The organism is Aliidiomarina soli (genome assembly GCF_003986975.1).
Lineage (GTDB): Bacteria > Pseudomonadota > Gammaproteobacteria > Enterobacterales > Alteromonadaceae > Aliidiomarina > Aliidiomarina soli.
In genome coordinates, this window is sequence record NZ_PIPO01000005.1 from 263,819 (window position 1) to 285,786 (window position 21,968).

The 21,968-nt window shown below is 47.6% G+C and carries 22 protein-coding genes; 14 read left to right on the forward strand and 8 right to left on the reverse strand.

Going from position 1 to position 21,968, the window contains the following annotated elements:
• Positions 1 to 31 precede the first annotated feature (31 nt).
• Both CWE14_RS12080 and CWE14_RS12085 read left to right on the forward strand, forming a co-directional pair.
• Positions 32 to 1,237, forward strand: a complete 1,206-nt coding sequence (locus CWE14_RS12080; protein ID WP_126799604.1) for a hypothetical protein — start codon at positions 32 to 34, stop codon at positions 1,235 to 1,237.
• On the forward strand, positions 1,237 to 3,366 hold the full coding sequence (locus CWE14_RS12085) for a hypothetical protein (RefSeq protein ID WP_126799605.1): 2,130 nt from the start codon (positions 1,237 to 1,239) through the stop codon (positions 3,364 to 3,366). Before CWE14_RS12080 ends, CWE14_RS12085 begins: the two co-directional genes overlap by 1 nt.
• Before the next feature lie 658 nt (positions 3,367 to 4,024).
• On the opposite strand, the gene CWE14_RS12090 is transcribed toward CWE14_RS12085, so the two are convergent.
• Both CWE14_RS12090 and CWE14_RS12095 read right to left on the reverse strand, forming a co-directional pair.
• Positions 4,025 to 5,278, reverse strand: a complete 1,254-nt coding sequence (locus CWE14_RS12090) for a type II toxin-antitoxin system HipA family toxin (RefSeq protein WP_126799606.1) — start codon at positions 5,276 to 5,278, stop codon at positions 4,025 to 4,027.
• Positions 5,268 to 5,549 carry a helix-turn-helix transcriptional regulator gene (locus CWE14_RS12095; protein ID WP_241972398.1) on the reverse strand — a complete coding sequence of 94 codons (282 nt, stop codon included), beginning with the start codon at positions 5,547 to 5,549 and terminating at the stop codon, positions 5,268 to 5,270. Before CWE14_RS12095 ends, CWE14_RS12090 begins: the two co-directional genes overlap by 11 nt.
• A gap of 684 nt (positions 5,550 to 6,233) precedes the next feature.
• Between CWE14_RS12095 and CWE14_RS12100 the strand changes: the two genes are divergently transcribed.
• From CWE14_RS12100 to CWE14_RS12130, 7 genes are all read left to right on the forward strand, one after another.
• Positions 6,234 to 6,659: a hypothetical protein gene (locus CWE14_RS12100; protein ID WP_126799608.1), complete on the forward strand. Its 426-nt coding sequence runs from the start codon at positions 6,234 to 6,236 to the stop codon at positions 6,657 to 6,659.
• A gap of 52 nt (positions 6,660 to 6,711) precedes the next feature.
• On the forward strand, positions 6,712 to 7,284 hold the full coding sequence (locus CWE14_RS12105) for a hypothetical protein (protein WP_126799609.1): 573 nt from the start codon (positions 6,712 to 6,714) through the stop codon (positions 7,282 to 7,284).
• A 27-nt stretch (positions 7,285 to 7,311) separates the two neighbouring features.
• Positions 7,312 to 8,058 carry a DUF2971 domain-containing protein gene (locus CWE14_RS12110; protein ID WP_157981823.1) on the forward strand — a complete coding sequence of 249 codons (747 nt, stop codon included), beginning with the start codon at positions 7,312 to 7,314 and terminating at the stop codon, positions 8,056 to 8,058.
• Positions 8,059 to 8,124: 66 nt separating this feature from the next.
• On the forward strand, positions 8,125 to 8,919 hold the full coding sequence (locus CWE14_RS12115; protein WP_198676591.1) for a PhzF family phenazine biosynthesis protein: 795 nt from the start codon (positions 8,125 to 8,127) through the stop codon (positions 8,917 to 8,919).
• 89 nt (positions 8,920 to 9,008) lie between these two features.
• Entirely contained in the window at positions 9,009 to 9,446 is a 438-nt protein-coding gene (locus CWE14_RS12120) for a hypothetical protein (RefSeq protein WP_126799612.1), read from the forward strand.
• A 154-nt stretch (positions 9,447 to 9,600) separates the two neighbouring features.
• Positions 9,601 to 10,176, forward strand: coding sequence for a DUF4269 domain-containing protein (locus CWE14_RS12125; protein WP_241972399.1), 576 nt, complete (start codon positions 9,601 to 9,603; stop codon positions 10,174 to 10,176).
• A gap of 71 nt (positions 10,177 to 10,247) precedes the next feature.
• Complete coding sequence (locus CWE14_RS12130; protein WP_126799613.1) at positions 10,248 to 10,679, forward strand: acetyltransferase; 432 nt, start codon at positions 10,248 to 10,250, stop codon at positions 10,677 to 10,679.
• An 89-nt stretch (positions 10,680 to 10,768) separates the two neighbouring features.
• Here the strand turns inward: CWE14_RS12130 and CWE14_RS12135 are convergent, their stop codons facing one another.
• The gene (locus tag CWE14_RS12135; RefSeq protein ID WP_126799614.1) at positions 10,769 to 12,148 is read right to left on the reverse strand and encodes an MATE family efflux transporter; all 1,380 of its coding nucleotides are present in this window, start codon (positions 12,146 to 12,148) and stop codon (positions 10,769 to 10,771) included.
• Between the two features lie 134 nt (positions 12,149 to 12,282).
• On the opposite strand from CWE14_RS12135, the gene CWE14_RS12140 reads away from it, so the two are divergent.
• Positions 12,283 to 13,167, forward strand: coding sequence for a LysR family transcriptional regulator (locus CWE14_RS12140; RefSeq protein ID WP_126799615.1), 885 nt, complete (start codon positions 12,283 to 12,285; stop codon positions 13,165 to 13,167).
• A 309-nt stretch (positions 13,168 to 13,476) separates the two neighbouring features.
• On the opposite strand, the gene CWE14_RS12145 is transcribed toward CWE14_RS12140, so the two are convergent.
• On the reverse strand, positions 13,477 to 13,929 hold the full coding sequence (locus CWE14_RS12145; protein WP_198676592.1) for a MarR family winged helix-turn-helix transcriptional regulator: 453 nt from the start codon (positions 13,927 to 13,929) through the stop codon (positions 13,477 to 13,479).
• A gap of 91 nt (positions 13,930 to 14,020) precedes the next feature.
• Between CWE14_RS12145 and CWE14_RS12150 the strand changes: the two genes are divergently transcribed.
• From CWE14_RS12150 to CWE14_RS12160, 3 genes are read left to right on the forward strand one after another with little or no spacing between them, the layout of a single operon-like run.
• Positions 14,021 to 14,659, forward strand: coding sequence for a lipocalin-like domain-containing protein (locus CWE14_RS12150; RefSeq protein WP_126799616.1), 639 nt, complete (start codon positions 14,021 to 14,023; stop codon positions 14,657 to 14,659).
• A gap of 26 nt (positions 14,660 to 14,685) precedes the next feature.
• Entirely contained in the window at positions 14,686 to 15,087 is a 402-nt protein-coding gene (locus tag CWE14_RS12155) for a lipocalin family protein (RefSeq protein WP_126799617.1), read from the forward strand.
• 15 nt (positions 15,088 to 15,102) lie between these two features.
• Positions 15,103 to 15,792: a hypothetical protein gene (locus CWE14_RS12160; protein ID WP_126799618.1), complete on the forward strand. Its 690-nt coding sequence runs from the start codon at positions 15,103 to 15,105 to the stop codon at positions 15,790 to 15,792.
• Between the two features lie 23 nt (positions 15,793 to 15,815).
• Here the strand turns inward: CWE14_RS12160 and CWE14_RS12165 are convergent, their stop codons facing one another.
• The 4 genes from CWE14_RS12165 to CWE14_RS12180 form a co-directional block, all read right to left on the reverse strand.
• The gene (locus CWE14_RS12165) at positions 15,816 to 16,451 is read right to left on the reverse strand and encodes a polysaccharide deacetylase family protein (RefSeq protein ID WP_126799619.1); all 636 of its coding nucleotides are present in this window, start codon (positions 16,449 to 16,451) and stop codon (positions 15,816 to 15,818) included.
• Entirely contained in the window at positions 16,429 to 17,019 is a 591-nt protein-coding gene (locus tag CWE14_RS12170; RefSeq protein ID WP_126799620.1) for a YkoP family protein, read from the reverse strand. Before CWE14_RS12170 ends, CWE14_RS12165 begins: the two co-directional genes overlap by 23 nt.
• Before the next feature lie 76 nt (positions 17,020 to 17,095).
• Positions 17,096 to 18,430 (reverse strand): MGDG synthase family glycosyltransferase, encoded by a 1,335-nt coding sequence (locus CWE14_RS12175; protein ID WP_126799621.1) that lies wholly within the window; start codon positions 18,428 to 18,430, stop codon positions 17,096 to 17,098.
• A 9-nt stretch (positions 18,431 to 18,439) separates the two neighbouring features.
• Complete coding sequence (locus tag CWE14_RS12180; RefSeq protein ID WP_126799622.1) at positions 18,440 to 19,225, reverse strand: TVP38/TMEM64 family protein; 786 nt, start codon at positions 19,223 to 19,225, stop codon at positions 18,440 to 18,442.
• A gap of 202 nt (positions 19,226 to 19,427) precedes the next feature.
• Here CWE14_RS12180 and CWE14_RS12185 point away from each other — a divergent pair, with 202 nt between their 5' ends.
• Positions 19,428 to 21,965 (forward strand): bifunctional diguanylate cyclase/phosphodiesterase, encoded by a 2,538-nt coding sequence (locus tag CWE14_RS12185; protein WP_126799623.1) that lies wholly within the window; start codon positions 19,428 to 19,430, stop codon positions 21,963 to 21,965.
• Positions 21,966 to 21,968: the final 3 nt, after the last annotated feature.

The window sequence follows — 21,968 nt, forward strand, 5'->3', positions numbered from 1 at the left end:
AAGTAGTGAAGGCGATGGAGGCTAGCTATTAATGTTAAGGATGCCAGTAAACCTTGATACGACGAAATTAGAAGAGTTAATAAAGAACTCATTAGAAACAGCCAATAGACCGTCTCAATTGGAATTGCCGGTCGGTACTAATCGACTCGCTTTTGGTGGCTACGCTGCGGCTACGCAAGCCGTAAACACTTGGTTTTATGCCAATGAAAATGATGCAACATTGAAGCTTAAGACTCCATTCGACGCATCAGAACTTATCCATGACCCGCATAAGTTTACTGCCTTTATGATGGCGAGGAATTTTTCTACTAATGAAGTAGAGAATTACGAACTCAAAAAGAAAATTTACACTGCAGCCAAACAACAAATAGAAGAACAGTCGAAAAGTCAATATGGCCAGACAAGAGGAAGACTTTGCTGGTTCTCATTTGTTGACCATAGTACTAAAGGGTTTGATAAGAATTTTTACATTAACTCCCCCCATAAAAAACCCATAATCAGAAATGAAGCGCAGATTTCGAATATTATAAGAGCAATGGTCGAGCAATCATCTAAAGTAGCAGGGGGAGGGACTCTACCTCCATACGATGACGTGAAAAATCTTGGGCGCGTATTTGAAGAGCTCTTCCACAACACTCATGAACATGGGAGTAGAGGCACGGATAAAAATACTTGGCTTAAACCTGCTACCCGCTTGATTTATACATACGGTATTAATTTAAACGACAACGCTATTCTCAATGCGAGTGAAAATGAAGAATGGTTGACTGCTTACCTTAAGACTCTTGAGAAAAACGGGTTGGCTACACAACACTTTATTGAGATTAGCGTTATAGATTCTGGGTTAGGCTTCTGTGGCAGATGGCTGTCGGATAATCCTGAAGAAGCTGAGCAATTAGAAAAAGATGAAAAGTTTCAATATTCAGTATTAAAACGATGCTTCGAATTTAAAAAAACTTCAACTGGAATATTTAATAAGGGGCACGGGCTAACAGCTGTAATGGAGCATTTAACCAAGCTAAATGGATTTTTAAAGGTTAGAAGTAATAAGTTATCGGTTTACAGAGATTTTGCCAGTGAACCATTTTCACTTAAGTCACCTGATTACGAATTTTTTGATTGGATAACCAAAAAAAGATGTCCTGAGAATGTAACCTTATTGCCAGAAGCGAGAGGGGTGGCGATCACTCTTTTAATTCCTCTTAATGCGAAGTCTTACATAAAGGAGAACAGCTGATGAGTGATTGTTTTTCATTCAGGTTCAAGGAGCAAGCGAGTCAGAAGAGTTCTCTTATTCTTTTTGTTCACGGCAGTGCAAGCTCAAGCACGATCACGAAAGTGATAAAATCGGATGTTTCAGAAAATCTCTCACCTAAATATCTTTATATTATGGGTTTCGGAATCAATGAGCTTGAAAAAGCGCTTTTGAGTAACGAGCTTTTTATGGAAGAGGTAGGTAGTTGGATCGCGGACGTTGACAAAAAATTGAAGTTTCTCAATGTCAGTTGCGACGGACGTATATCAGTAGGTGATGCGAAGACTGAATACAAATATCAAGATAGCTTGATAGAGGCAGGTGCGAGGGAAGTCTTCGTGAAGCGAAAAGGCTTGATTACGTCCTCTGAGAGTTATCATTTTGCAAAACCTTCTGGTGCACATTGTAACAAATTCATTAGAGCATCAAACTTATTTACATCTGGTCTTGAAACTGCGTTTCTTGCTATAGGTATTCTCAAATACCTGAATGATGATGTAAAACGAGTGTATGTAGATACTTCCTCCATATCTTTTTTGTTATCTATTGCGCTCCAGTTGTCGAAGCAGTTTGAAGATAAATTGCCAACAATAGAAAGCTTTGGTTCATATGACAATGTAAATGATTTTGATTTCGTAGAAGGTAAAGAAACTCTTGTATTCATTTCTGCGACTACAAGTAATGGCTTAAGGAACGAACTACTAGAAAAGAAAAATCTTAAGAAAGAGCAAATAATTACACTGTTATACTCTAGTGTTAAAAGCGAAGAGAACAATGTTTTTGACATAGGCAGTGTACTAGAGGGAGATATTTACTCAGTTAAAGAAGAAAATTGTAGACTATGTCAACGAGGTTCAAAAGTTATTGATATTTCTGGAGAGCAATTCCTGCCTGCAACTCCGAAGCATGAAACGCTTCTTATTAGGAAGTTAGATTTTACCGTTCAAAGACAAAAATTTTTCGACGAATTTGCAACTAAAAAAGTATTTAAATGCGATTCCTCACCTGGGGATGGGTTAGGGGTAGAGCATTTTTATATAGATGTGGAGCGGGTGCTCTCACTAAACAGTGATAGTTTCGGAAAAGATCTAGAGCGAAACGTAAAAAAATACCTTGCCCAAGATACGGAACTTATTGTTGCTCTAGATTCTGCCGCGTCGCTTTCATTAGCGAAAAGAATTAGTGGAAGCGCCAAGAATTCACTTTCGGTCAAAATGTTTAATAAATTGAACGAGAGTGAGTTAGAAGGGGCGCCGTCGGTTATGGTTGTCGCCAGCTCTATTACGTCAGGAAGAAAACTTTTGTCGGCGTCTAGAAAGCTCAGAAGAATTTCTAAAACAGCGTCTATTACTTACTTGGTAGCGTTTTCGAAGATTCCAACAAAGGAACAATTTGAGCAATTGCGAAAAGATCTAACGCTAGGTGGCTACGAGCTTATAGTATTAAGGCATTGTCCAATGCCAAGAAATAGGGACGAAGAAGTTACCACGTGGGTTGCGGAGGAAAATATTCTACGTAGCGAGGCTGATAGCGTTTTTGATGGCGATACTTTATTGCCCTCTTCATTGAAAGCGCGTTTAGAGTCTTTAACCGGAGAATGTAAAGAAGATGACCTGTTTCTGAATTCACCTATTGGAAAGAAGTTGAGTTTACGGCCTACATTTGCGTTTTGGAGTGGATTAAATTTAGATACCGAGAACGCAACTCAAGCAGACGTATATTGGACTATTCAATCATTAATTCATGATTTAAGAGCGAGCTCTGAGAAAGGCCTTTCCACTAGTTATCATACGACGTTAATTAGCCCTGTTTGTTTTGATCGTTTTAATGACGGGGTAATACAAGCTTGTATTTTGAGAGCCGCAAAGCCAATTGAATTGAATTACGCAATCGATGAAACGTATAGCAGGCAAATTACCGACATTATTCTCTCTTGCATTTCCAACCTTGATAATGATCAAGGAGAAGGTACTTTAGAGTTTTTGATGGCTATTTGGCTTGAGCGGCTCTGCCTAAAGCCCAGTCATCTTAGGGAATTGTGTGAAACAAAAACTATGAATAAAACAGTTAATTTTCTACTTGGAAAAATAGCCTCGGTATGCCAGAAATAGCGGTATATCAGGAATAGGCTACTCAAATATAATTAGTTAAGTTATTGATATAATATATCAGTACTGAAGCGCAAGAAGGTGCTGGAATCGAAAAGGTTCCTGTGGAACTCAATATTTTCGAAGAGAGCAGTGTTAACGACCTTGCCATGGGACAAAACGTGCTGTCAGACTACGTCTGAACAATCATTGTATTCGACACTTAATGGAAAAAGTTGCTTTATCCGTTTGCTTGATTACTGAACTATGAATTTATCGGTTTCTTAATAGTCTTTCGAAAAGTTAACTCTCTTGCATGAAGAGAAACGCTTATTGAATAGCATTATTACTAGGCGGTCGTCTGTGTTTGGTGCTCTAGGCTTGGCGCGAAAGGTCCTCAAAGCTCACTGAGTATGCAAAACAGGCGGCATACAAATTTAAATGTTATTGAAAATGTGGTGTTATTTCACGGGAAAGGTCACTTCAAGCAAAGCTTCGTTGCCAGTGTTAAAGACCCCGACAAAGACTCCCAAAAAGATCTTAAAGAGTCACCAACGCGATACCAGAGCCGACCGTGGCAGAAAAAGCCAGTTTGACTATCTCGGTAATGCGTTTTGTGCCTTCAGTTCATAAGAGTACTGGACACCGTACGGCTTGTTTATCTCGACGACCCAGGGAAGGCTTACTGCGTCATTGAATAAGGGTTTAAAAACTGCCGGTTCCAAAGCAAGCGCTTATCTACCTCTCCCAGTTCTGCCTCAGCGCAGACTGTATCCCAGTTATCAGTAATTATCTGAATTTGATGCGCAAAGATCTCCTTAGCTTCCTCTTGTGACAATAGAAAGTTGTGGGCTGTTTCCAGGCACGTTGCTAATTGACTCATCTTATTATTGCCAGCAATTAGCATGGCCTGAGAAGCTTCGTTTCCGGTACGTCCCTGAGGGCATATGTCGTAAGCTGGTGTTAATGTCAGTGTCTTTCCGTTCCAGAATGCCGCATGATTACGTGCGTGATCGTCTGTGTTTCCAGAAAGAATATTAAAGGTCAGGCGGCAAAAGAGTTCACGGAGTGTTTCCTTAGGCTTTGTAAATCGGTGTCGAATAATTTCCGCTAGTGTCTCGTAGCTGGCATATCGCGCCATCATGTCATCCAGTGCAAATAACGTCAGTGCCGACACCATAGATTTGCGCGTCCAGCCCTTTTTTGAGTCTACGCGATCGAAGCGCTCGACCAGCAACACATCTTTGTTGGCAGCCTTGGTCATTTTAACAGGAGCAACGTCGAGACCTGCCAACTTAGCCAAGCGCATGGCGATAAATTCAGCCTTTACGACACTGTAGATATCACTGCTTGAGGCAAATTTTGCAATATACTTTGTGCCGTCTTCCTCAATTAATGCTTTAGGGCGAGCGCCACCGATAGAGCTGCCGTGGAAAAGCGCTTGATCGAGTTCTGGCGTCAGCGGTATGCCTTTTTCCACACGCTCAGCGGACTCCATCAGTTCTTGCATCGAGACATTTGCTGCGGATCGTGGCACGTATTCTGTTGGCGAAAGCTGAAAGTCCAGGGCGCCAATGCGGTCTGAGCCAGACTCCAAAAGATAGGTAAGCTCATCGAGCTGAGCAGTATCAATGTCATTACCTTTGTGACCAAGCCGGCGGTTAATGATAACGCGCCGCCCCCACGCATCTGGAGCACTGTCTCGAATGCAGCCGGGCATATTTAGTCCGTATAGAAGTGAGAGTACACCGGGGCGTAATGGTAATTCAGGCTCGTAAATAGGTATGGCATCCATTGTTCTTTCTAAATAACTTCTACCATAGTTAAAGAGTAGCTTTTCACCGTCAGGCTCGAGGCGACCAGCCACGACGGGCTCTGTCGCATCGGGTAACCAAATCCAGACGTAAGCTTCTTTATAGTCTTTCTTAGAAGTCATCTATGACTTTCCTTTTAGCCTTGCGGGCGCTTTTAGGCAGCAGCGCAAGCTTTGCTTCGACTTGTTTTAGCTGCATCGTTAGTCGGCCAGGCTCTGCTTCAAATAAGGTCACCCCGACAATTCTGGCGACCTCAAAGGTTGCGCCTATTTCGCACTTCGGATCGGCTTTCTCTATGCGAGATAGCATGCCTCTGGAGATACCGGCACGATCTGCCAGCTCCTGAGCGCTCATCTTTTGTTCAAGCCTTGAGGCACGGATCAACTTCGCCAACAATGTTAGCGCTTCTTCAGTGTAGCTGGAGTAAGTTCTTGCTGAGGACTTTGGCATTTTGCATCACATATAGTGCATTTGTATGTTTAATGACTCACATATAGAGCAAAATCTTTCATACGTCAATTTTAGAAACTACACTCAGTGTTCTATATAAAGAGCTTAAGGATTCCTTATGTTCTATATGTAGAGCATTTATGAGTGGATTCCTAGCGCTTTTCACTGTAGGGGCAGGATAAGTTAGTACCATGAAGCAGCCGTTTGAAATTGAAGCTCACCTTGCGCGGGCTCGTGTTTAAGTGGCCGTCGCGGAACTTCGAAATGCCCAAGGTTGCCGGTTTTGTTACTTGTCGAACCCCAAGCAATCTTGTAAGTTAGAGTTATAAATAAAAAAGCGCACGCCGATGGATGATGGCGAAGCGAACGCAGTTGCCAATGCAACCGCTCATGAGCCCGCTCAAGTTGTTTCCTCAAGGAAGAGCCCTCCTCACATTCGTTTTCGCTGCTTACGATTGCTTATTTTGTCCCTAGCTTCGCTTAGTGTTTGGCACGTTTACGCTAGTGGTCGTTACTAACCACAGAGACTGCATTAGCACATTCTTGAGTTAGTGTGCACGCACGGTATATTGGGAATAGCATGGGCGCTCACTATTAAAATGTTATGAAAGCTATGAGATTGGCGTTATGGCAACACCTAGTAGGTCGATGAAAAAATTGTCTTGTATTGGTGTTGATGGAGAGATTAGAGAGTACACCGTCTCTATATCTAAGTGCCTTCCCAACATATGTATTGAAGTTGAAGCAGAAAATGTCGGAGCGGGGAAGCTTGAAATGGCATTGATGCCTGAAGGTGAATTGCTATGGGTCAAGTATATAGAAAGGCCATATACTGAGCCATTTGTAGGCAGAGGTGTTGCAGAAACTCTAATTATAGAGCTGGTTATGTTTTTTAAAAAGCAACTAACTTCAACATCCACATACTCTGCTTGCGGGGAATACGGGCGTTCAGAAAGCGCAACTAAAATGTGGAAAAGGCTAGTCGCTAGAAGCTTAGCCCTATACGATGAAGTTTCAGATAGATTTGTTACATCTATCGATATTTCTTCATAACAAAGCAATGCAGCGGATGAACCGCTGATTGCGGTGTTAGTTAAGGAAGACTATGGATCCTACCACACTTCAACTTTGGTCAGTCATCGGTACTTGGGTCGCTGGTATTGGCACCGTAGGTGCCGTGATAACTTCCCTTTGGTTTGCGTTGCATCAGAACACGATAAAATTACAGGTGTCTGCTGGTCACCGAATTCTAGTTTCGCCGGGATCTAAGGAACCCCCAGACTATTGCTTTATACGAGTAGTAAATGTTGGTCTTCGTCCGGCAAGGGTTACCCATGTGGGCTGGCAGGTGGGAAGGTGGCGTAATAAAAAGCACATGCTACAAACCTTTGGATATCCAGGGTTTAATGATGTACCTAAAGCCCTTCACGAGGGCGAGGAAGCAAGCTTTATGGTTCCTTTCGTGCGCTCTGGGGGGGGTGAGGATTGGGTCGTGCGCTTTCCGAAATATATAGTGGGGGAGAACTCCCCTAAGATAATCAAAACTCTAAAGGTCTCAGTTCACACGTCAGTAGGTCAGAGTTTTAAGCGTAAAGTGGAACGGAGTTTGATCGAGAAACTCGAAGAATCGTATAGAGCTAACAATGAAAATCAGCCGACGCAGAAAGAGCGCGGCTGATTTTGGCGTTAGGCCCATGGGATGCTAATGCTTAAAACGAATAACTACATTAATATTGATCTGAAGGTAAAGGATCAATACATCTATAGAATTATTTCGATTGAACGCTTGATTGAGCTTTTTTCAAATAAGAAAAATTTATTAGTCAGCCCGAGGAAATGGGAAGACCCATTTGAGAACTTCATCCTAAAGTCTAAAGCCAGGCTATCTGATGGGAAAATTGTCGATTTTGGGTTTAGGGACAACTTTTATGGTCAATGCTGGACTCGCCATAAGGCATCTGATGCTATGTGGAGAATCTACTCTCCAGAATCAAGCGGGGTAAGGATCAGAACAACCATTCCAAAGCTAGCAAATAGTTTGGCCGTTGGGCTACATCCTTGGCAGAACGTTCAGTGCTTTATCGGTAAAGTGAAATATCTAAATAACAAAAAAATGATGGATTTTGCGAATACTGTTTTCAAAGGAAAAATCAACCCTGAGGCATATGAGCTTGCAAAAACGCTTCTGATAAAACGGCCGGCATTCAAACACGAGAATGAAGTGCGTCTTTTATATTTTGAGAAAGAAAGCGGAAAGTCCGGGAGCATCTATGAATACGACATTGATCCACACTCTTTGATTGATCAAATAATGATCGACCCACGGCTTGATTGCTCGGAATTTAGAAAAGTGAAAGCTGATATTCAATCCAAGACTAATTTCAAAGGCCGAATACTAAGATCGTTGTTGTATGCACCACCAGAGAATATGGTTTTTCCCTTTGGACTGTAACTGGCCTAACCAAGCAATTAAATACGTTCACTGCGGTCACCGGACGCTCGTTCCTCGCGCCGCTTATTGCGCGCGTTTCGCATTCAAGGATGGTGGATTATCAAAATAGATGTTTTTGATGTTTTTATCGGTGAATTAGCATCTGGTAATCCTTGTGGAGTGGTAGAGCTTGATAACTGGCTTACTGACGCTGAGCTATATCAAATTACGCGTGATGCTGGGCAGCCCGTTACATCGTTCATTGTTCGCATTGACGGTCAATTTCACATTCGCTGGTTCGCATTGGATGGCGAAATTAACCTTTGTGGTCACGGGAGTTTGGGTGCAGGAGCAGCGATCCTTTCAAAGTACAAGTTGGACGACGTAGTTTTCTTTAGTAAACATGGTGAAGTCGCGATTTCTAAAAAGGATAGTCTGCACGCACTCGTATTACCAAGCTGGGAAGGTAAGCCTTGCAAAGCTCCGATAGAGATCTCGGACTTAGCTGTGGATGTCGTTGATGTATTCTCGACCAGAGACTTAGTGTTAGTTTTTCCGTCGGTAAAGGCGGTAGTGGACTTCCTGCCAGACGATGAGCGACTAAGAAAGCTCAATGACCATCATGCTTTAATCGTCACCGCTGCAGACGGTGAGTGTGGCTACGTCCTAAGATACTTTGCTCCGAAAATTGGTATATCTGAAGATCTAGTAACAGGCTCAGCACAATGCTCTCTTGCGCCGTATTGGTTTAAAAAACTTGGTGCAGATTCACTGAATGTGCGTCAACTTTCAACTTCGGGCGGTGATTTTGAAGTAGAGCGCAAGTCAGAGAGTTTAATAACGATACTTGCTCAAGCAAGGTTACGAGCTCTTGCAATTTAACAGGGCGCCGCACTTGCGGCCGTTGGGACTCCAACCAGCTATGCGGTTTGTCGCCCGTGTGCTTAACGTTAGGCTTTTGGGATCGATTAATGAAGTATAAGTGTGACATTGAGTTTTTAGAGCGGCGGTTGAAATGGCTTAAGTGGCTTAATTATGGGTTCTTGATACCTTGCATAGTTGCTATATATTTCAAACCTTCAATTTTTTTTGTAAATGGCTCACTCACTACAGGGGTAGTTATTTGTGTGGTCACTTTGTCTGTATTGAGGTTCATCGACAAGCACTATGAGGGTGCTTTATATAACCATCGTAGTGATACGGTTATTCTAAGTGGTACTGGACTTGAATTTTTTCAACACGATTCAGGCTATAGCTTTAAGCGGGACTACAAAGATATTGTGTCGGTGGAGTACTTTAGATTTCTTGGCACACCAAAGGTAAAACTTCGTTTTACAAACAATGAGTTCTACGATCTTGTTTGGTTTAAAGACTCTAACGCTCTTTACAGCAAGCTAAAAAGTAAATAGAGCATGTTAAAGAACGCCTAAAGGCGCTTAAGTCGGACTACAAGCCGTGGCGGTTTTGGTTCGAATTGGATTTTGTATTTACGGTGGTTATTTGGGGTTTAGCGTTGGTTTGCAGCCACTTAGCTTAGCGTTATATGCAAGTCGAGATCATTGCATGAATCAAGAAGAATACGATAGAAAAGTTGAGACAGACAATAAGGATTCTGGGCGAGTGAACAGCAAGATCGTCCGTGCCGAAAAAGCGATACAGGTATCGGGGGTTCTTAATAAACTGCAGTCGTATTCGCCGGAAGTGGTTAGTACGATATTTGTTTCTCTGGATACGAGGGAAAGCGACATAGATATCGTTTGTACGTATCAGGAACAGGAAGCGTTTATTGAGGAATTTGAATCGGCATATTCTGGCTATGAAGCATACAGCCTGAGCCCACGCAACGATCACGCTTTAGGTCGCTTTCACTGTAACCAGTTTTTATTTGAAGTCTATGCGTCAAAAACTCCAGTGCAGTTGCAGGCTGCATTTCGCCATTATCAGGTGATGAAATGCCTTGTAAAGGTCGGGGGTAATGAGTTCATCGACAGGATACGGCAGCTTAAAGAAAGCGGTCTCAAAACAGAACCCGCTATTTGTCGGGTTATGGGGATTTCTGGCGACCCCTACGCTGCAGTTCTTGAACTGGAGCGCTGGTCCGAAGATGAGCTTAAAGCGCATGTTGCAAATTGCATGTAGCAATCGCAGGCAAAGCGACCCCCATACAGCGTGGCCCTTGCTGCGGGCGTTAATTTTAATCGGGTTTAGTGATGAATATTGAGATCGTAGAAAAAGCAGATCACCTTAATCTAATAGAAATTTGGGAGGCCTCAGTACGGGCAACCCATGATTTTCTGGCGGAAGATGATTTACAGAAGTTAAAGCCGTTAATTTTGGAGCAGTACTTTGACGCAGTTGATTTAAGATGCGTTAAAAATGCTCATGGTGAAATTCAGGGATTCTGTGGCGTCCATGAAGGTAACATTGAAATGTTGTTTATCTCACCTGATGCGCGGGGAAAAGGCATTGGTGCCACGTTAACTGCTCATGCTATCAAAAAGCAGGGAGCATCAAAGGTCGATGTAAATGAACAGAATGAACAGGCGCTAGGTTTTTATCAGCATATTGGCTTTAAAGTGATAGGCCGCTCACCTTTTGATGGCCAGGGTAAGCCCTATCCGCTGTTGCATATGGCGCTATAAAAATGTAACCCATATAGGGCTCTCTTATCTTATGCGCCTAATGCGGGGAACCAGCGGAAGACGAAGCGTTAGAATGAGTTATCAGTACCTTATGAGCAATCAGCCACTACCCCACTTGTATCATTTTGCTGTCTGTGTATCTTCATCAGGCCTTTCAGATTAACCAATAGCATTGGCAGTACAATCAAAACGAAAGCGATATTAGACAACGGAACGGCGAGCCAGACGCCGTCAATACCGATGAACTTTGGCAAGATAAAGAGGAATGGCAGCTGAACAAACATGTTACCCAGGGCAACAAATAGGGCTTGTCCGCTCTTGCCGACGGCAACAAAGTAGACAGAGGCCATGAACAGGAAGCCGTCTAAAAACAGGGCCATCAAATGCAGGCGGATGCCGTGTTTCCCTGCTTCAAGCAATGCCTCGTTGCCGGTGGTGAAGATGCCGACAAAGACGCCTGGAAACATATTAAACAATATGACCAGAGCGATACCAGACCCGACCGTGACAGAAAAAGCCAATTTGACGGTCTCGGTGATGCGCTTGTACTGTTTGGCGCCTAAGTAATAACTTACCGGGGGCTGCAAACCGCTTACCAAACCTTCCGCAAAGAAGTAGTAAGCGCTTGCGATATATCCCACAATCGCGAATGCAGCCAGCTGTGTCGTATCACCATAGGCCATAAATTGCATATTGTGGAACGCCATCACAAAGCTGAAATAGATAAACATCACCAGGTTGGATGAGCCTAGTTGCACGATGCGCGTGGCGATGGTTTTATCAAATTGTTTAACCGTCAGTTTGGTTTTGGCTTTTGCTGACATAAAGTAACGCAGACACAAAACACAGGTGGCTAGCTGAGCAATTAAGGTGGCAATGGCTGCACCTTGTAACCCCATGTCAAGATGCCCCAGGAACACGTAGTCCAACACAATATTCGTTAAAGCACCGACCACAATGAATACCGTGGCAAGGTTCGGGCTGTTGTCATTGCGAACCAGAATCGGCATGGCACTCGCGCCAATCGAGATAAGCGCACCAAAGGACATGGTCTGCACATAGCTCCAGCTCATCTCCATGGTGATGTCTGTCGCGCCTTGTATGGTGAGCAGGCCCTGACCAAAAGTGATAAACACTGCGGTGGCTAGCAGACCAATGAGAACGACCAAACAGAGTGCTGTGATTAGTGTTGCCTGAGTGGCCGGCAGGTTGTTCTCACCACGGTATTTAGACAGCAGGCTGCCGCCACCCATACCCACCAGCAAACCAAAACCCATAATGAAGCCGAGCAACGGAATTGCCATGTTGATGCTTGCAAGTCCGTCTGCACCAATAAAGTGTCCAACGAAAAAGCCATCAATAATCTGATACAAACCACTCACTAACATCGCGACGATAGAAGGAATGGCAAAGCGCCAGAATGCGCCGGCTACGGACTGTGATTCCTGAACTGGTGTTGCGCCTTGCATGATCTGATACCCATAGTGTTGTAAACACGGGCATGATATACAAAAAAGAGATACGATAAAGTTAGTTATCATCCGCTGTTCGGATGGGTTGGAGGGTTGGGTTGAGCTGAAAACAACCGCTTTAGGAGATTGAAATGAATTGGACATTAGATCAGTTGCTGGCTTTTGTGACCGCTGCCGAGCAGGGTTCGTTTTCAGCGGCGGCAAGGCAGCTGCGTAAAGCGCAATCACGCATCAGCAGCGCTATTGCGAACTTAGAGCTTGATTTAGGTTTCGAGCTATTTGACCGCAGCTCAAAATTCCCGACATTGACCCCCCTGGGTAAAGAAATGCTGCCTGAAGCGCGCGCTGTGCTTAACCAATGTCTTCGTTTAGACTCAAGAGCCCTGGCCGCCGCAAACGAAGAGCCTATTTCGTTGCGTATCGCTATAGATGAAGCATTACCACTGGAAACCATCCACTCTATTTTCTCTCAGGTCGGGGAGGTATTTCCTGACACGCACTTGGTTATTACTAATGGCTCACAGGACGACATTGCCATTAACATTGCAAATCAGAAAGCCGACATTGGTTTTATGATCAGCAATAGTGCATTGCCAGCAAAGTTGACCTTACAGTCGTTAGGGTACTTTAAGAAAATACTGATTGTCGGTAACAGGCACCCGCTTGCCAAAGAAGGCGTAGTGAGTCTTGCGCAATTACAGCAGTACCGTCAGTTTGTACTCTGTAACCGCTCAGGAGAGAACCGCGAAAATGCATTGAGCCCCGATCACTGGGATTTAGACAGTTATTACCTGATCTGTGAGCTGGTTACGCAAAATCAGGGGTGGGCAATAGTGCCAGAACATATCGCCAGGGCAGATTGGTTCAAAGAACAAGTTAAAGCGGTAAAAAGTGATTTTTTGAGCGACAAATTAATTGAAATAGGCATAGTGAAACGACTAGATAGCCCAAGCAGCAAAATCACGGAATGGATAACGGAAAAAATGCGTCACTTAATCAACAATCATGCTGTTTAACGAGGCTGGCGAGATTAGAGACTTCGACAGGAAAAGAACTATTATCGAAACATCAGCCCTGTCCCATGGCGTTAAAATTCTAATGAAGGATGGTGGATTATCAAAGTAGATATCTATGATGTGTTTATCGGCGAATCAGCCTCTGGCAATCCTTGTGGGGTTATAGGACTTTCTGGCGAACCCTACGCTGCAGTTCTTGAACTGGAGCGCTGGTCCGAAGATGAGCTTAAAGCGCATGTTGCAAATTGCATCTAGCAATCCCAGACTGCCTTGGAATAGCTCAGGGCCCATGCCTGAAGCTTAGACAGCCTAACCTTTCCGGGCTTCAAGCATGCGCTGAAGTATTTCCTGAAGGAGCTGCTGGTCGGACGCGGGGAGCTGTTCGATAAGAGGTGCCAGTGCTTGTTGCCCCTGGACACGCAGTTGTTTCATTAGCTCGTAACCCTCGCTTGTCAGAAAAACATCTGTAGCCCTGCCGTCTTCCGCATTCGGCGCACGCGCCACCAGGCCTCTCTTTTCTGCTCGGGTAATGAGTCCCGACATTGTCTGCTTCTCTAATCCCAGGTAGTCGGCGAGCTCCGCCATTCGCGGGCGCCGATCCCAAAGGATTCCCAAGACACGGATCAGGGAGAGGGACAAGCCATGCTCGGCGGCAATCCTGTTGATTACGGCCATAGTGACAAAGGAGGTCGCCGTAAGAGCATCGGCCAGCCCTTCGTCGGGCATGGAGGCTTGCTTAATGGATATTTGCTTTTTCATCATGATTTCATATTGACATAGTTCGTATCCCGCATCAATATTAGGTTCGTATTGCGAACTTAATGGGCAGGGTTCCCATTTTTAGGAGAACGCTATGTTGAAGAAAACGGCATTGAAATTCGCTGCGACCATGCTGGTCGCAAGCATCGGTACTGCAGCCATCGCCAACAGCTTTCCCAGGCTGATCGACCCCGCCACAGATTTGGCTGCCCAGGCACCCGGACTGGAGTTAGGCTGGGCTGACTCTGTCTATATCACCAGCCGCTTGAACGCAGGCGGCCACGATATAGGCATCCTGTTGCATGTCGTATCGATCCCGAACGGACCGGGGCGCAAGATCGTCTATTCCATTACGGACGAGTCAACGGACTTCTATCGATACGAAGTCGTTCAGGTTGCTGAGAAAGACCTTGAGTGGAGCGATGACGGGCTGAATATCAGAGCACCGGGTCTCACTTGGAGCGGAAATGCCGAGAAGATGACAATCTCGTTCGAAATTCCGTGGAGCTCACTGGAACTTGTATTAGAGGCCGAGGGGCCGGTAATGAGTTATGGCGGCACTGGTGCTTTTCCCTTGTTTGGCCACATCAACCACGAGTTCGCTTTGCCCAAGCTGAACACGACAGGTACTTTGACCCTGGAAGGGGATACCTATGAGGTTTCGGGGCAGACCTGGCTTGATCGTCAGTGGGGCCGGTCACGCCACAGCCTGACACGAATTGGAGCTGGATAAGTTTCAACCTCCCGAACGGTGATGTGATGGCAATTTGGGATGCGGTGAGTCCGTCGACTGACAGTTACGCCTGGGCAACGGTGATGTATCCGGACGGCACCCATGTCGTGGCGGAGGTCGAACCGCTCGCGGCGGGCGCGAGCGAGAGCTGGACCAGCGCTGAAAGCGGCAATACCTATCCGACTCGCTGGCAGGTTCGCATTCCGGCATTGGACGCTTATTTAACGGTCGATGTGACGGGCAATCGTCATCAGGAGATTGTTATCCACGGAGATGGGCGCTATGAGGCCACCGCAGCCTTTTCCGGAATGTATCAGGGAGAGGACGTTTCGGGCAAAAGCTATGTCGAGATGTTCGGTGACTGGCAGAGTAAGACCGCGGCGTCTCAAGCTTCGCCCGCCGCTTCACCGGGGATGGTTGAGAATTGATCGGAGGGGGTAACGATGCGCATCGCTATAGCAACTGCTCGCACTGCGAGACACATGCTGCAAACTTTTGCCGTGGCGTTAGCTATCTGGACGGTGGCGACCCTGGGCTATTATTGGTTATTAGAGCCTCTCGGCGTAGAGGACGGCCTTAATGACGCACCGGTCTTCTATGCCGCCTTCTATACTGGCTGGGTGGCAATAGCTTTTCTTGTCTTCCGGCGCTCACATTTCTGCTGGCTCACCGCCGAGATGATGCGTCGCTATCTCGTACCAGCAGGTTTGCTGGCGGTCGTGCTCTTTAGCATTGCGGCCATTGGCATCCCGAGCCTACCCGGTTTGCCATGGGGCTCTGTTGACGGGCCGCCGCACCCTTTCGAAATGACGTCGGCCTATTTCCTTCCTAAATCGGCAGAGATTCTTTTACAGCAGCTACTGATCGCGGCAATCACGATTGAATTGAAGTCCCGTCAACTCTCCGATACCAAAGTTGCAGCCCTGGTCGGGTTACTGTTCGGCGGCACCCACCTACTATTGGTCTTTATCTATCCCGAACCGGTTATCATCTTCAGGCTAACTGTCGGCGCCACGCTGCTGGGCGTGCTGGCCCCATGGCTGATGCTTCGTCTGCGATGTGGATTTTTGGTTTCCTATGCAGTGCATTGGGGGCTCTATGCGTGGCTGGCTCCACTATTCTGGTCAAACTAAACAGTTTGATCTGCTCATTAGATTCAGTCGGGCTTTGTTAACAGCTGCGAAAGCCCACAAAAATCCAGGCTGGCGGCTTTGTCAGTGAGCAAAAAATTCTGCAATGCGGTCTGGGTAACCTGTGGTCGGTTGGCATCCGGTCGGGCGTCGTGCATTAATACAATATCCCCCGGCTTCACAGCAGCGAGGCGTCGGCTCACTCCGCTTAAGGTTCCCCATGCGCCCCAGTCGATCACGCTGCAGCTCCACAACACCGTACGCAACTGCAATGCACTGGCTTGCTGTAGGGTGGCGGGTCGAATGCGCCCGTAAGCGGGGCGGAACAAGCGGGGAGGGCTTCCGGTTATGTCGGCCAGGGTATGGTAGCAGCGGCGCATTTCTTCACGGGCTTGTGCTTCGGGTAACCGCCAGGGGTGGGCGTGGGAGTAACTGTGGATACCAATATCGTGCCCGGCCTCTGCTATCTGGCGTACCAGCGCCGGATGGGCGGCACAGGCTTCGCCGAGCACGAAGAAACTGGCTTTGATTTGATGTTGCGCGAGCGTATCCAGTATCGCTGGCGTAAACCGTGGGTCCGGGCCGTCATCGAAGGTCAGATAAACCTGCGGTTTAGACCGACGCCCCCGGCTGGTGATATTAAGAAAGCCGTTGGGCCACATAGGAGCTTTTTCCTTCGACGGTATCACGCAGTTGTGCCGGGGTTAGCCAGAACCTATGGGGTATAAGCTGACGGTTTTGGTGTGCCTGCAACTGTGGAAAAAGGGCTAACAGCAACAGCCGGAAGTGCCAGTGCAATAGCCACCGCCGCCAGCCTTCCGGCAATGGGTGGCTTTCAAAGCCCACTTTGTCGCCGTGGGTTTTAAACCAGGTCACACCGGTGATGGCTTTTATTTCTTGTTGGGCACACTGCACCTGCAGGCTCTCATGCAGCCGCGCCATTGAACTTATTAGCGCTTTACCAAAAAACCAGGCCACGCGACGAGACGATGTTTGTTTAGTGCGGTCGTGTAACTGCGCCATAAAGTCGTTGTTAAAATGCAGCACCAGGATCGCGTCACCTGCCGTGACCTGGGTACCATCGCGGAAGACCTGAGGCTCGCCCTGGTAAAGCTGTTTTTTCACCTGCAAAAAATCGTCAACCGGCTCTAGTTTATGCCAGCGACGGTAAGCTCTGTCGTAGCACAGGTAACAGGTGTTCAAAAGTCGCCAGGCATATAATCTGAACATGATCTTAATCCTTGGTTTATTGGGCAACTAATTATTGGGCAACTAGTTACTGAGCAATAAGTCAGTGAGAAACTAATTACTGGGCAATTTTAGGCTCAGCCATTGGGCTGCACGAAGCCGGCAGGCGCTCGATAACTCGCATCGCTACCTGCTCTGCAGCATTGCGGTGGCCTGTGAGATAGGCACGCTCCTGCATTGCAGCGAGTGTTTCAGGCTCGGCAAATAGCTGCTTTAGCCGAGCGGCCAGTTGCGTGGGAAATAGTTTATCGCCGACGCCTTGCTGCCTTAAAAATTCGACATTATGGGCTTCCTGGCCTCCCAGTGAGCAGGTGGCGAAAAAGGGCCGGCCACAAGCCAGCGCCTCGCTGACCGATAAACCGCCGGGTTTACCGATCACCACATCGGCGGCAGCAATCAGCTGCGCCATATCGTCGACCCAATCGAAGAGGATCAGCTGAGTGGGGCAGGCTTGCTGTAAACGTTGCAAAGCGGATTGGTCACTGCTGGCATTGCCGACAGTGACCAGTATTTGCCATTCATTTGCCGCTTTACACAGGTAGTCGACGGTTGGCAGCAGACCAATTCCGTACTGACCGCCGGTCACCAGCACCGTTGGTTTGCGCGGATCCAGTTTCAATGTTGCCCGTGCCTCGCTTTGAGGCGGCGGGTTATTGAATTGCCGGTGCAGGGGAATTCCTGTTTCATGGATACTGCCCGCTGGTACGCCCCACGCCAGTAATTGATCGGCAACGCCCTGTGAGGGTACGCAATAGTCATCTGTGGTTGGTTTTACCCACACTTTTTGCAGGCCGTAATCGGTCACTATGCCCAGTGAGGGGATATCGCTGAACTGTTGTTTTTGTTTCAGTCGCGAAAACAGCGCAGCCGGGTACATTTGGGTGGCCACGACAACGTCAGGCGCGATCTTTTCTATCTGTTCTTTCATGCGGTGTAACAGCACCGTGCGTATTAGCAATAATAAGCTGCGCAGTATGATTGAATAGGTGCTTCGCTCATCCTGGTTAAGCAGCAAACGGAAATAACTGGTTAATAGCGCACTATCCAGATTATGTTGGCTCATAGGCAGCCAGCGGGTCTGGCGGGGAAACCAGTGCAACTGCTGGTCGGCGACGAACTGTTTAATGCCTTCGTCTAACGGGGTTTCGCCGCTGAGCTGTTGCCACACACTTTTATCCAGATCATAAAGTTTTTGATAATAGTCCGGGTAGTCCTGGGTCATTCGAAGGTAACTGCCTTTTACCGCAGCGGCGACTTTCTCATCCATCAGCGACCATAAGTCCAGATACTCACAGCGTACGCTTGGGAAATGATCCTGCAACGCTTGCTCCACCGCGTTGGCGGCACGAATATGACCAAAGCCTAACTGCGAAGTGAGAAATAGTATTTTCATTGCTGTTCCTTAGTCGCCCACATCACGGGAGTCCTTTGAATCATCAGAGTCACTTAAATGACCGGCGGATCTGGCATAGTTGGTTAATGCCAGCAAACCAAGTAAGAAGACGATCCCGAGCCCGACCATGGTGTATTGCCAGGGCCCGAACGAGGCTTCGGCTGTATAGAGAACACGCCCTGTCACCCCGAAGTACACCATGACCAGGGTAAAAGGGGCGCTACCGAACAAGGTCCCCCACACATAACGCCGCAGGTCGGTTCTGGCGGCGCCGTACAGGTAATTATGCAGGCTAAAGGGCACCAGCGGGTTCATCCGTAATAAGGTGATAACCTTGACGTTGTTACTGGTCAGAAGGCGCATGGAGGCCGCCCGGAATGACGTGCGGGAGCGACCACGGCGTAGCCCTTTCCGTAGCAAATCAGGTAGCAAATGACGCAGCGAGTGGCCTAACAAATGACGGCTGATTAAAAAACTGAGTAAAGCGCCGGTATTGATGGCGATAAGCGCAATCAGCGCGCCTTGCCAGAAACCAAACAGTAGACCTGCAGTGACCGCAAAGGGAGACAGCGGCAGCAAAACGATAACGGCCAGACTATAGATCCCGATGAGTGTCAGGCTGGCCGCCCAACCCTGGTGAGTAAGCAGGTTCTGCAGTAAAGCCTGCCATTGCTGGCTGGAAACACTGAATGCCAGAGTAATAACCGCTACAACAAGAATTACCCCCACCACTAGCTGCCAGCGCGTGAGTTTGGCCGGGGATACGTTAGCGCGACGAAACGATGTTTTTTGCATAAGCTAGTGCCGGTAACAATCGGTTTGGATTGTTTAGATAAAAAATAAGCCTCGGTTAAGCGGCCTGCGGTACTGCATAGCGTTCTACCTGAATAGATAGTACATCGCGGGGGAGTCTGCCACTGCTGAGGTTATTTGTGTGTACTGCGGCGCAGAAGGTACACTGATGTGGCGTCGCGACAAATTAACCTAAGGACTATGCGTGCAGGTTGTTACCTTTACCCAGGCTCAGACAGATTTAACCCAGGCCTACGCGGCCGAGCATGTGACCTGGCTGGTTGCGTTCTCTATTCTGATTGCCATGCTGGCGTCCTTTGCCAGTTTTAACCACGTTCAGCTAATCCGTCGTCGTGAACTGACCAATAGTCGTGTCTCCTGGACTTTGCTTGGTGCGGTGGCAATGGGTGCCGGGGTCTGGGCGATGCACTTTACCGGCATGCTGTCTTATCAATTGCCTTTGGATGTTAACTACCATACCGGACGTACTGCGCTGTCGGTGGTGCCAGCTGTACTGGCGGGTTACGTTACGTTAACCGTGATTAGTAAGCCGACACTGCAGATCCGCGATGTGCTGGTCGGCGGGGTTCTGATGGGGGCGGGCATCGGGCTGATGCATTATATCGGCATGAGCGCGATGATATTGCCTGCCGAGCGCCTGTACCAACCGCTTATGTTTGTGTTGTCCATTCTGGTTGCCATCGTCCTGGCGACGCTGTCATTGTCCGTGCGCCCACTGCTGTCGTCGATGCTTAAGCATCCACTGCTGTTAAACCTGCTGGCCTCTGTTTTTATGGGGCTGGCGATCACCAGTATGCATTATGTAGCCATGCACGCGACGATCTTTATGCCGCTAAGTGAGGCCTACCAGCGGCCTGCTGTAGCCATGCTCGACAATAGTGCGCTGGTTACCATCGCGGTGGCAGTGGCGGTGTTTATTGTGCTGATTTCATCCCTGGCGGTGGTGATGCGCTTTCGTTTACTGCATGTCGAACTGGGTCAGAAAGCAGCGGAAGCCGAAGCGAGAGCTTTGGAAGACCGCTTCCGTACCATTGCTGAACGAGTACCCGGTATGGTCTACGAATTCAGGTTAGATGCCAGCGCTCAAATGAGTTTCCCGTACACCAGCGATGCCGTGCGCGATATTTATGGTGTGACTCCGGAGGAGATACGTAACGATGCGCTGATACTGGAGCAGATCATACATCCCGATGATTTGTCGTTGGTTTATCAGGGGATCGAAGAATCAGCGCGGACCATGCAGCCTTGGCAATCGGAGTATCGGGTTATCCGCCGAACTGACGGCGCCGAGCGCTGGCTGCTGGGCAGCGCAGCACCCTTGCCTGACGCGGATGGTGCCGTTATCTGGAGTGGCGTGATAACCGACATTACCGAGCGTAAAAAGCATGACGAAATGATCTATCAGCTAGCGTTCTACGATGCCCTGACTGAGTTGCCAAACCGCCGGCTTATCTATCGCCAGCTCGAGCAAAAAATGGCCGAAGCCCAACGCGAAGGCTGGTGCGGGGTTGTCATTTTTATCGATGTAGACAGTTTTAAACGGCTCAATGACTCGCAAGGCCATAGTGCGGGCGACAGCTTGTTGCGCCAGATCGGCGCCAGGTTACGAAAAGCGTCGAGTGAAAGTGCTTTGGTCGGACGCCTCAGCAGTGACGAATTTGTGGTGGTCGAGGCTAAACTGGCAGACAGTTATCACGCTTGTGTACCACACGCAAAGCAGCTGGCGACTGAGCTTCTCAATACCCTGAATGGAGAGTTTGATCTTGAGGGGCATCGTTTTGAATGTGCGTTAAGCATGGGTATTTGCATGTTCCGCCATCACAAGGTTGATGCGGCTGAGATATTAAAACGCGCCGATATTGCAATGCATGAAGCGAAAAGTGCAGGGGGCAACCAGTGGCGCTTATTCGATCCTGCTATGCAATCAGGCTTAGAACACCGTTACCAGCTTGAACAGGCGTTACGTAGTTTAGTTAATCATCCGGATGATCAACTGAGTCTGCATTTGCAGCCACAGGTTAATGCCAATAATCAGATTGCCGGGGCCGAGGCGTTGTTACGCTGGCAACACCCTGACTTTGGTGCTATTTCGCCGGGCGAGTTTATTCCGTTGGCTGAAGAAACCGGTTTGATCGTGCCGATTGGCCAGTGGGTGATTACTCAGGCATGTGAGTTACTTGCTCAGTGGCAACAGTCGGCTGACCTGGCAGAGCTGACACTGTCTGTGAATGTCAGCGCTCGCCAGTTCTATCAGCCGGATTTTGTCGAATCGGTGTTACAGCAGGTGGCTAAAATTGGCCCGGTTGCAAACCATCTGGTCCTCGAATTAACCGAAAGTCTGATCCTTGAAGATATCGAGGAAGCGGTCAAGCGAATGCTGGCCTTGAAAGCGCATGGGGTCCGCTTTTCGATGGATGATTTCGGTACTGGGTATTCGTCATTGTCGTACTTAGCGACCTTACCTTTTGACGAAGTGAAGATTGACCAGAGTTTTATAAGTAAGGCGAACCAAGGAGATAGCTCACGCGAGTGGATAATCATTGAAGCTATTATCGGCCTGGCCGATAAGCTGCGTATGCAGGTGATTGCCGAAGGCGTGGAAAGCAAACAACAACAACAGGCTTTACTGCGCCGAAATTGCCGTGCATTCCAAGGCTTCTACTTTAGTAAGCCGCTGACCCAGGAAGCATTTGCCAGCCTGGTTACAACACAACGGGTCTAGGAT